Source organism: Cytobacillus spartinae, from assembly GCF_042865285.1.
GTDB classification, from domain to species: domain Bacteria; phylum Bacillota; class Bacilli; order Bacillales; family Cytobacillaceae; genus Robertmurraya_A; species Robertmurraya_A spartinae.
The window spans coordinates 1-11,516 of the sequence record NZ_JBIACK010000026.1 but is presented as its reverse complement, the minus strand read 5'-3'; the positions used below and the strand labels follow the sequence as shown (position 1 = coordinate 11,516).

Below are 11,516 nucleotides of genomic sequence, written 5' to 3'. Positions count from 1 at the left end.
ATATAATTTTTCAGGATAAAGAATTTTTATCATAAAACAAAGTCGTTTGTCAAATAAAATTCCAAGAATGAACATACTAAATTCAAATCTTCGACGATATTTAAGCCCCTATAAAAAAGGAAAATTTCAGAAAATGTAAGTCCTTGACATACTAATGCTGCCGTTTATGCTATAATGTATTTGATTTTAGGGGGATTGATGTAATGAACGAAGAAAATCAAAATTTCAAGAATAAATTGAAGTCTTGGCTTGGATTTTTTACACATAAGAAAACGATTAAAGGCGCAAATATCACCTATCAAGTCGTTTGGAATCTTACTTTATTATTTTTAATAATTGTCATACTTGGTGGAGCATTTGCTGGCGGTGTAGGAGCAGGTTACTTTGCATCACTTGTAAAAGATGAGCCTATCCGCACCTATGAAAGTATGAAAAAAGACATATATAACTACGAAGAAACTTCTAATCTATATTTCGCAGACAATGTGTATTTAGGGAAACTGCGAACTGATCTTGAAAGGGAAGAAGTCACTTTAGATCAAGTTTCAGACTACCTTATAAAAGCAGTTGTTGCAACAGAGGACGAATATTTCTATGAGCATGATGGTGTTGTTCCAAAAGCAATTATGCGTGCGCTATTCCAGGAAGTGACAAACTCTAATGTCCAATCTGGTGGAAGTACCTTAACACAACAATTGATTAAAAACCAAATCCTGACGAATGAAATATCTTTCGAAAGAAAAGCAAAAGAAATCTTGCTGGCTCTTCGTTTAGAAAGATTCTTTGACAAGAAAGAAATACTTGAAGCTTATTTAAATGTTTCTACATTTGGCCGTAATTCTTCTGGAAGAAATATCGGTGGTGTACAAGCTGCAGCTAAAGGTATATTCGGTACAGATGTTAGTAAATTAACGCTTCCACAGGCTGCATTTATCGCTGGATTACCTCAAAGTCCTTTTGGATATACCCCTTTTACAAATAAGGGAGAGTTGAAGGAAAAAGAATATTTAGAGCCTGGTCTAACAAGAATGAAGACTGTACTGAATCGTATGTATGATAACGGCTCAATTTCTGAAAAAGAGTACAATGATGCATTAGCATATGATATCACTCAAGATTTTATCCCTTTCCGTCCTAGTCCACTAGAACAATATCCGTGGCTAACATTTGAGATTGAAAAGCGTGCCGTAGAAGTTCTATCTAAGATTCTTGCTGAAAAGGACGGATATACAGCTGAGGACCTTACAAATGATGATGCTTTAAACGAAGAATACATGACATTAGCAGACAGAAATCTTCGTCAAAATGGATATGAAATTCACACGACCATTGATAAAAACATTTATGATGCTATGCAAAAAGTAAAAGATGATTTTCCTTATTACGGAAGCAATGTGAGAGAAACAGAAGTTGATCCTGATACAAAAGAGGAAGTAACTGTTGAAAAACCAGTAGAACTTGGCGCTGTTCTAATTGAGAACAAAACAGGTAAAATCATTAGTTTCGTTGGTGGTAGAGATCACAGTCAGGAACAGCTAAACCATGCTACAAGTGGAAAACGTCCAAATGGATCAACGATGAAACCTCTACTTGTATACGCACCTGCTATGGAATTAGGAACATTGGCTCCAGGGTCCATTTTACCTGACGTTGCTTTAAGCTTAAATCCTGCTAGCAGTAAGCCATGGCCAACAAACTATGGTGGCGGCTATAGCGGTCTAGTTTCAGCACGTCATGCACTAAAGCAATCTTACAACGTACCTGCTGTTAAAGCTTATGTCGATATTCTAGATAAGCGTCCAGCAGAATATTTATCGAAAATGGGATTCACTTCACTTACTCCTGAAGACTATGAAAACCGTTCTACTGCATTAGGTGGACTAACAAATGGTGTTACAGTTGAAGAGAACGTGAATGCATTTGGAACATTCGCTAATGGTGGAAAATTCATTGATGCCTATATGATTGAGAAAATTGTTGATAATGATGGCAATGTCATCTATCAACACGAAGTAGAGGAAGTCGAAGTATTTAGTCCACAAACATCCTATTTAACGATTGACATGCTGCGTGATGTTATACGCTCTGGAACAGCAACAGCAGTTAATTCACGTCTGAAATTCAGTGCAGATTGGGCTGGTAAAACCGGTACTGGACAAGATTATAAAGATGCTTGGTTCGTTGCAACAAATCCAAATGTATCTTTTGGGGTATGGATTGGTTATGACACACCTAGACCGTTAGAAAGAAGCTATAAAGGTTTATCATATGGAGTTCGTAATATTTATCTATGGTCTGATCTATTAAATGCTGCCTATGACGTGAAGCCTGAGCTTGTTGACCCTGCTGAGAGCTTCAAAATGCCTGGCGGAATCGTTCGACGCTCCTTCTGCGCTGTTTCAGGATTACTTCCATCTGATGCATGCTCGAAAGCTGGATTGGTCGAAACCGATTTGTTTAACGCAAAATATGTCCCTAGCAAAGTGGATGATAGTTTAACGGAAGGCAAGTTTGTCACCATTGGAGACAAAAAATATGTTGCTCTTGATTCGACTCCAGAGGAATTTGCTGAGGTTGGGCTTATCTTAAATCCTGATTATATTGAAAAAATATTTGGAATTAAAACACCTACAGAAGATCTTATCCCTAAAAAGGATCGATGGGCAAGTATCCTTCTTCCAGATGATAAGATGGAGGACAACGGTAAAACGCCTGCTGCCTTAACGTTAAAAGGCTCTAATAAAACATTGACATGGTCAAAGCATCCAGAAAATGACGTAGTTGGTTATAGAGTTTATAAGGATGGAACTAAGGTTGCAAGTATTAAAGCTGGTTTACCTTTAAGTCATACGGGTGGAAATGGAATATATTATGTGACAGCAGTTGATATTGCTGGAAATGAATCTGCACCATCTAATGAGGTACAAGTTGGACCTAAAGAAGAACCAGAACCTGTTGAAGAGGATCCGAAAGATGGAGAGGGTAAACCTGAAGATCCTCCTGAAGAAGATCCTGGGGATGGAACAGATCCTATAACAGATCCAATTATAGATGACCCAATTACAAATCCTAGTGGCGGCAATAACTCAGGTAACAATTAATTATTATGACTATTACAAAAGAGATTGGAGCATATTCCAATCTCTTTTTATATCCTATATTTAACTCCTATCTAATTATAGTTCTAGTTTGTATATCACTTGATTATAGGAATTCTCTTGATTTTGAGTGATAAATCCAATGCTTTTGTATAGACGAATTGCTTGTTCATTTTCTTTTTCCACTGTTAGAGATATGACTTTGCATTTTGAATGGTTCACTTTAATAAAATCTATTATTTTATTTAATGAATGCCTTCCATATCCTTTCCCTTGATATTCTTTATCAATTTGAAAACCTCCTATCCAATAATTATCCTTACTATCTGGAGAATAAGAAATATAGAATGATCCAATGATTTTATTGTTAACACACAAAACATAAGGATCTAACGCATCATCCCATGGCTTTATATAGGCATAGGCAAGTGATTCCATAACAGTTGGCACAAATGGCTTCTGAGAGTCATGAACAGAGATTTCAGTGGCTTTTTCCCAATTTTCCTTAGTAATTTCTTCAATTGTTATATCTAACATCTTTTGAACTCCTTCATTGAAAAAGTTATTTCCTTTTTCCCTTTTTGTTTGATTCAGATTAGCCAATGAAAAAATCCCCACTTATCAAGGAGTGGGGATTTTTTTATTCTTAATCTTCCATAGTCGATAGGTCACCAGTAGGTAAGTCTAGTTCCCAAGCTTTCAGAACCCGGCGCATAATTTTACCACTTCTTGTTTTTGGAAGTTTGTCACGGAATTCAATTTCACGTGGTGCAGCATGGGCTGCAAGACCCTTTTTAACAAATTGGCGAATCTCTTCCTTTAGTTCGTCAGTTGCCTCAAACCCATCACGTAAAGCAACAAATGCCTTGATGATTTCTCCACGAACTGGATCTGGTTTACCGATTACACCGGCTTCTGCTACCGCTGGATGCTCAACTAACTTACTTTCAACTTCAAATGGACCAACACGCTCTCCTGAAGTCATAATTACATCATCAATACGGCCTTGGAACCAGAAGTATCCGTCCTCGTCCATATATGCTGAATCACCTGAAACGTACCAATCACCAGGCATAAAATAAGACTCGTATTTTTGCTCATTCTTCCAAATCGTATGCATCATGGAAGGCCAGCCTTTTTTAATTGCTAGGTTCCCCATTCTATAAGGCGGTAGCTCATTTCCTTGGTCGTCAACAATTGCAGCCTTAACACCAGGAATCGGCTTACCCATAGAACCTGGTTTGATCTCCATGCAAGGGTAATTACAAATTAATTGTCCCCCTGTTTCCGTCATCCACCACGTATCATGAATACGAAGATGGAATACTTTTAACCCCCATCTTACTACCTCTGGGTTTAATGGTTCGCCAACACTCAAAATATGTCGAAGACTGTTCAACTCAAAATTCTTTACAACCTCGTCTCCAGCACCCATCAACATCCTGAAAGCTGTTGGCGCACTATACCAAACCGTAACGCCGTACTCCTCAATCATTTTATACCATGTTTCGGGATTGAAGCGACCACCAACGATAAGGTTTGATGAGCCTGTTAACCAAGGTCCAAATATACCATAAGAAGTACCTGTTACCCAACCAGGGTCAGCTGTACACCAATAAACATCTTCTTCTTTTAGGTCCAACACCCATTTGGCAGTTTGATAGTGTTGAATCATAGCATTATGCACATGTAATACACCTTTTGGCTTCCCAGTAGAACCAGATGTGTAGTGCAAGATTAGTCCATCTGTACGGTCAACCCACTCAACCGCCAATTTATTGCTCGATTGCTCAAACTTTTTATAAAAATCAATATAAGGACCTTCTTCTTTTACATCATCACCAACAAGGATAATATGCTTTAATGCTGGAAGTTCGCTTACCGGTACACGTTCTAACAATTGTGGGGTTGTTACAAGTACCTTCGCTTCACTATCCTCTAATCGGTCACGAACGGCACCTTCCATGAACGCCTCGAATAAAGGACCTACAATTGCACCAAGCTTTATAGCTCCTAAAACAGTAAAATAGAGTTCCGGAGATCTTGGCATAAAAATAAACACTCGGTCACCTTTTTCAACGTCTCCATACGTTTTTAATAGATTTCCAGCTTTATTTGATAACTCTTTCATTTCCTTAAACGTATATTTTTCATTTCTTACACCATCACGATAATATAGGGCAACCTTATTTTTTCGGTGAGATTCAGCATGTCTATCAATTGCCTCATAAGCCATATTCACAAGGCCCGTTTCAGACCATGAAAATACTTTTTCAGTTTCTTTCCAATCAAATTGCTTGTACATCTCTTCATAACTTTTTAGATTGAAATCCCCTTGTGTAACTGGTAGCGCTTCCACTTTCATTACTATAATCCCCCTTTTGCTATCCTAATAATGAATTTATACCAATTATATTACATATAGTATTTTTTCTCAATTTTTAAAATATTCTACTTGCTATTTTTCATATGAATCATATGCAAATTTGTCACAAAATATTTTCAAATTAAACAGAAAATTTGGTGAAAGCGCTTAATTTTTTTCCTTTTCATGTATAATGATGTTATAACTTTTTTATGATTTAATTTAGGTGGTGGATCGATGGAACACAAAAAAATATATAACGCCAAAGAATTAAAAACTCCTCATGGAAATTTAATAATTGAAGGACCCATTTCACCAGAAAAACTAGCTGACTTAGAATTTCATGAAGATCTGGTTGCTTTCCGTCCTCCTGCACAACAACATAAAGCTTTAGTAGAAATAGCACGTTTACCTGAGGGCAGAATTATTGTTGCTAGAAACCGTCATACCGTTGTTGGGTATGTTACTTACTTATATCCAGATCCACTAGAACGTTGGTCTGAAGGAAAAATGGAGAATTTGATTGAGCTTGGTGCAATAGAAGTAATTCCAGAGTTTCGCGGGTATAGAGTAGGGAAGAACCTATTAGTCGTTTCAATGATGGATGACGCTATGGAAGATTTCATTATTATCACTACGGAATATTATTGGCATTGGGATTTAAAAGGGACTGGACTAAATGTTTGGGAGTATAGAAAAGTAATGGAGAAAATGATGAATGCAGGCGGACTAGAATGGTACGCAACAGACGATCCCGAAATTAGCTCTCACCCTGCAAATTGCCTAATGGCGAGAATAGGTAAGCGTGTTGACCAGGATTCTATTCAACAATTTGATCGCTTACGCTTTATGAACCGTTTTATGTACTAGTTAGAACCTTTTGTATATCATTTTATCTATCTTATGAATAGTATATATCTATAAATGAGAATAGGATATGAACGATATCTTACTTGAGTACAACTACTCAAAAGCATTAGTGATGAAAAGGGGGATTATAGAATGATTGTGGAAGAGATTATGAAAACAAGCGTCTCCACACTATCTCCAACAGACTCCATAGCAGACGCCATTCATTTAATGAAAGATAAAAAAATAAGGCATTTGCCTATTATAGATAAAGATGAACAGGTTGTTGGCTTAGTAACGGATCGAGATATAAAGGATGTTACTCCTTCTATTTTTTATGCTGATGAGCATAAGGACGTCCTATTAAAACCAATAAAGGACATTATGAAAACGGATGTCATTACAGGACATCCGCTAGACTTTGTTGAAGAAATTGCAGCAATATTTTATGAACACAATATCGGCTGTCTACCAATCGTAAATGATCAAAAATTGGTAGGAATCATTACAGAAACTGATTTGCTACACACTTTAGTCGAACTAACAGGAGCACATCAGCCTGGATCACAGATTGAAGTAAAAGTTCCTAACAAGGCTGGTATGCTTTGTGAAATTGCTACAGTAATACGCAATCGGAAGGCCAATATTCAAAGTGTATTAGTCTATCCTGATAAAAAGGATCCTAGCTATAAAATACTCGTTTTAAGAGTTCAGACAATGAATCCAATAGGCGTGATCGAAGATTTAAAAGAAGCTGGTCATCATGTGCTATGGCCTAATTTACCGGGGATTACATTATGACGCATGATTCTGTGTTTATTTTTTCTGAAGAACAGCTGAATTATAAATTTAATGCGAATCATCCTTTTAATCAGTTACGCCTAAAACTAACATTAAGTCTCTTAAATAAGATGAATGCGATAACGAACCAGCAAATTGTTCCTCCTCGCTCTGCAACTGAAGAGGAGCTTCAACTCATACATGACCCTAACTATGTAAACGCTGTCAGATTGGCAGGTCATGGACAGCTCGATCCCGATACTGCAGAGAATTACGGATTAGGTACTGAGGATACTCCTATTTTTCCAAATATGCATGAAGCGAGTTCCTTATTAGTCGGAGGGACATTGACTGCTGTAGATTATGTGATGACTGGTAAAGCCAAACACGCAGTTAATTTAGGCGGGGGATTGCATCATGGGTTCAGAGGAAAGGCTTCTGGATTCTGTATCTATAATGATAGTTCTGTCGCCATCAAGTACATGCAGGAAAAATATAATGCACGAGTATTATATGTAGATACAGATGCACACCATGGGGATGGAGTACAGTGGTCATTTTATGATGATCCAAATGTGTGTACGCTTTCTATCCATGAAACGGGAAGATATTTATTCCCCGGAACAGGTAATGTAAATGAGCGAGGGCAGGGAGCTGGATATGGGTATTCCTTTAACATTCCAGTTGATGCTTTTACAGAAGACGAATCTTGGTTAGAGGCATATACAACCTCTTTAAGAGAAGTGGCTGAATTCTTTAAGCCAGATGTTATCTTAACTCAAAATGGGGTTGATTCCCATTACCTAGATCCGCTAACCCATTTATCAGCAACCATGAAAATCTATAGAGAAATTCCCAAACTTGCACACCAGATTGCTCATGAATACTGTGATGGAAAGTGGATTGCAGTAGGTGGGGGGGGATATGATATTTGGAGGGTCGTTCCGCGTGCATGGGCACACATATGGTTAGAGATGACAGAAAATTCTAATTGTACTGGTAATCTACCGACTGAATGGATTAATGAATGGCAAGACAAAGCACCCGTGAAATTGCCGTTGAACTGGGAAGACCCAACAGATTTGTATCCACCTATCCCTAGAAAACAAGAAATCACCGAAAAAAATTCTCAAACAGTTAGTAAAGCTCTTTATCCTATTCGAAATAAATTACAGTGTGAATCAGGATAAGTTTACTAAGAAAAGCGCTGGAGCTAGACACCAATGTAACTTGAAAAACTTATACTTTGTTACCCATAAAAGTATTTACCATTCTATTATTCTTACATGTTAAAAGCCCCACTGTACTTTCAGTGGGGCTTTTAAGACTATTCTTCTTCTTTAAACTTTGGATCTGATATAACAATCTCTACTCTTCGATTTTTTGACCAATTTTCAGGTCCATTGTTAGGGACGATTGGTCTGGTTTCCCCATAGCCAATCGCAATAAATCGAGTTGGATCGAGTGAATAATTAGTAATTAAATATCGGATAACACTACTTGCACGACCTGTAGAAAGGTCCCAGTTTGATGGGAAGCGAGCTGTTGAAATGGGACGATTATCTGTGTGACCTTCAACTTTTACTAAGTTCGGGATACTTTGTAGCAATGTCCCAACTTTATCTAAAAACGCATTTGAGTTATTAACAATTTCAGCTTCACCGGATTCAAAAAGAACTTGTTCCTGTAAGACTAAAACTACCCCTCGCTCCGTTCGATTAGCAACGATCACATCATCCATTCCATTTTGCTCTAAAAAGGCTTGAATTTCAGTTAATAGATTATTAAGGGATTGTTCTTCCTCTACATCTCCCTCGTTACTCTTACTTTCTGTGTCCTGTTGATTCTCCTCTTCTTCCATTTCTGTTGGGTGTTCAAACGGAATAATCGAAGGGTAAAAATCTAAGGTTTGCCGATCTCTAAATGATTCTGCTACAGCTCTAAATTTTATAATATCAATCTGTGACATTGAAAAAAGTAAAATAAAGAATACGAGAATTAAAGTAACTAAATCAGAAAAAGTGACCATCCATCGAGGTGCACCTGGTGGGACTTGAGGAGGTCTTCTCTTAAACCCCATCTTCTAGAGCCTCCCCGTCTTTTGTTACTTCAAGCTCTTGTTGTCTTTCTTTAGTAGATAAGAATGCACTTAGTTTCTCTTCCAATATTTTAGGATTCTGTCCTGATTGAACGCCAATGACACCTTCAATAATAATCTGTTTGATAAAAACTTCCTTTTCAGTCTTTAAAGCAAGCTTTGCCGCCATAGGAATAAACACCAGATTAGCCAACAATGATCCATATAAGGTTGTTAACAATGCAATAGCCATATTTGGACCTAATGTAGAAGGGTCATTTAAGTTTTTTAACATAAGGACAAGACCAATTAGGGTACCAATCATCCCCCAAGCAGGTGCATACTCCCCCGCTTTTTCAAGAATTCCCCGACCTTTCCGATGGCGTTCTTCCATTGCTGCAATTTCAGCACTCATGATGTCATTAATTACATCTGGTTCTATTCCATCTACTGCAAGTAAAATTCCTTTTCGGATAAAAGAATCGTCTACACTCTCAATTTCAGTTTCAAGTGCAAGTAATCCTTCTCTTCGCGCACGGTCAGATAATCGTACAAATGTATTGATAAGATCTCTTAAACTCTTCTCATTATCAGAGAAGGATTGTCTTAATACCGTTATTAAATGTTTTATATCTTTAAGTGGAAAACTAACTAATAATCCTGCTATTAATCCACCTAGCACAATTAACATGGATGCCGGATCAATAAAGGATAGGAATCCACTTAATCCCCCATTATAAACAATCCCAAATATAACCATTACTACACCGACAACTAACCCAATCGGCGTTAGGATATCGAGCTTCTTCATAATTCCTCTCCCTAACTAGCAATACATTCTGCTTTTGTCTTTTATCCTGTATTCGTTATCATTCTTTTAGTTTGAACGGAAAACGAGTGAGCGTGATGCTCAACAGGTTTCTATTTATATCGACAAAATTATTGCTTTGTTGAGCTTCGATTCTCGATTCTATGAGGAAGAATTACCGTATGATCGCTCACTTTTTCTTTATTCATATACTTTGTTAATAAACGCATTGCTACAGCACCAATGTCGTATAATGGTTGTACCACTGTAGTTAATTGTGGACGAACCATTAAAGATAATCTTGTGTTATCAGAGCTGATTACTTCAAAATCTTCTGGGATTCTAAACCCTTTATCCATTGCTCCATGAACAACACCCAAAGCCATTTCATCCGAACCGACAAATATTGCTGATGGCTTTGTATCTAGTTCTAACAATTTCTCAAATGCTTCAATACCAGAATCATATGTGTAGTCACCCTCTACAACATAATCTTCTTCATAGTTAAGATCTGCTTCCATTAAAGCGCGTTTGTAGCCATTTAGTTTCTTTTCTTGATTAATGGGCTCTTGCATGGGACCAATAACCATACCGATTTGTTTATGCCCTTTTTCTACAAAAGACTGAACTGCATCAAACGCTGCTTGTTCGTAGTCAATATTAACAGAAGGAACTTTTCCTGTTTCTTCAATAGAACCAGCTAATACGATAGGAACCGGTGATTTTTCAAACTCCACAACGTGTTCTGATGTAATATTGCCACCCATGAATACGATTCCATCCACTTGTTTTCCCAGCATCGTATTTAACAGATGAAATTCCTTTTCTTTATTCTGATCAGAATTACTTAAGATGATATTATATTTATACATCGTTGCTATATCCTCAATCCCTCTTGCTAGTTCTGCAAAAAATGGGCTAGAGATATCAGGGATAATTACACCAACTGTTGTCGTTTTCTTACTAGCAAGACCCCTTGCAACTGCGTTTGGACGATACCCAAGTCTGTCGATTACCTCTAAAACCTTTTTCCTTGTAACGGGCTTAACATTAGGATTTCCATTTACTACTCGAGAAACCGTTGCCATTGATACATTTGCTTCACGTGCTACATCATATATAGTTACGTTCATCAAATTCACTCCTTCATTCTAAACCGTTCTTTATCATATTTTTTAGTAATAGTGCCGAATCTAGTCACATCTAAAGGCCTTATTTAAGTTATTCCCCAAATTGTCGACACCAAAAAGTTTGTGACAAGTTAAACAATCTAATTATGTATTTAATCATACTTCACAGTGAGCTTTGTAGCAATGTCAACATAAGTTTTTTTACAAAAAAAACAAATTTACACTTTATATCTAAAGCATAGCTTTAAAGCAAATTTTGCATATAACAACTTATAACACCACATCGAGTAGGAGGAGGTGACGAACCTCCGACCTCTCACACCACCGTACGTACGGACCCGTATACGGCGGTTCAATCTTATACTAAGCATGTACTTTATTGTAATGTTGAACACAAGAGATTAGTCCG

The 11,516-nt window shown here is 37.3% G+C and carries 9 protein-coding genes; 4 read left to right on the top strand and 5 right to left on the bottom strand.

From position 1 onward, the window contains the following. The first annotated feature begins 203 nt into the window (after nt 1-203). Complete coding sequence (locus ACFYKX_RS26685) at nt 204-3,101, top strand: transglycosylase domain-containing protein (RefSeq protein ID WP_389365294.1); 2,898 nt, start codon at nt 204-206, stop codon at nt 3,099-3,101. Between the two features lie 75 nt (nt 3,102-3,176). On the opposite strand, the gene ACFYKX_RS26680 is transcribed toward ACFYKX_RS26685, so the two are convergent. After that, on the bottom strand, nt 3,177-3,635 hold the full coding sequence (locus ACFYKX_RS26680) for a GNAT family N-acetyltransferase (RefSeq protein WP_389365292.1): 459 nt from the start codon (nt 3,633-3,635) through the stop codon (nt 3,177-3,179). 109 nt (nt 3,636-3,744) lie between these two features. Continuing rightward, a complete protein-coding gene (acsA, locus tag ACFYKX_RS26675) occupies nt 3,745-5,463 on the bottom strand; it encodes an acetate--CoA ligase (protein WP_389365290.1) in 1,719 nt (572 codons plus the stop codon). A gap of 237 nt (nt 5,464-5,700) precedes the next feature. On the opposite strand from acsA, the gene ACFYKX_RS26670 reads away from it, so the two are divergent. From ACFYKX_RS26670 to ACFYKX_RS26660, 3 genes are all read left to right on the top strand, one after another. After that, the gene (locus tag ACFYKX_RS26670) at nt 5,701-6,333 is read left to right on the top strand and encodes a GNAT family N-acetyltransferase (protein ID WP_389365288.1); all 633 of its coding nucleotides are present in this window, start codon (nt 5,701-5,703) and stop codon (nt 6,331-6,333) included. Nucleotides 6,334-6,465: 132 nt separating this feature from the next. Then, complete coding sequence (locus tag ACFYKX_RS26665) at nt 6,466-7,113, top strand: acetoin utilization AcuB family protein (RefSeq protein ID WP_389365286.1); 648 nt, start codon at nt 6,466-6,468, stop codon at nt 7,111-7,113. Next, complete coding sequence (locus tag ACFYKX_RS26660) at nt 7,110-8,282, top strand: acetoin utilization protein AcuC (RefSeq protein WP_389365284.1); 1,173 nt, start codon at nt 7,110-7,112, stop codon at nt 8,280-8,282. The genes ACFYKX_RS26665 and ACFYKX_RS26660 overlap by 4 nt, the downstream gene beginning before the upstream one ends. A 137-nt stretch (nt 8,283-8,419) precedes the next feature. On the opposite strand, the gene motS is transcribed toward ACFYKX_RS26660, so the two are convergent. The 3 genes from motS to ccpA all read right to left on the bottom strand — a co-directional run bounded on the left by motS (nt 8,420) and on the right by ccpA (nt 11,110). Next, nucleotides 8,420-9,172, bottom strand: a complete 753-nt coding sequence (gene motS / locus ACFYKX_RS26655) for a flagellar motor protein MotS (protein ID WP_389365282.1) — start codon at nt 9,170-9,172, stop codon at nt 8,420-8,422. Further along, the gene (gene motP, locus ACFYKX_RS26650) at nt 9,162-9,980 is read right to left on the bottom strand and encodes a flagellar motor protein MotP (RefSeq protein ID WP_389365280.1); all 819 of its coding nucleotides are present in this window, start codon (nt 9,978-9,980) and stop codon (nt 9,162-9,164) included. The genes motS and motP overlap by 11 nt, the downstream gene beginning before the upstream one ends. Before the next feature lie 128 nt (nt 9,981-10,108). Further along, the gene (ccpA, locus tag ACFYKX_RS26645) at nt 10,109-11,110 is read right to left on the bottom strand and encodes a catabolite control protein A (protein WP_389365278.1); all 1,002 of its coding nucleotides are present in this window, start codon (nt 11,108-11,110) and stop codon (nt 10,109-10,111) included. Between the last annotated feature and the right edge of the window lie 406 nt (nt 11,111-11,516).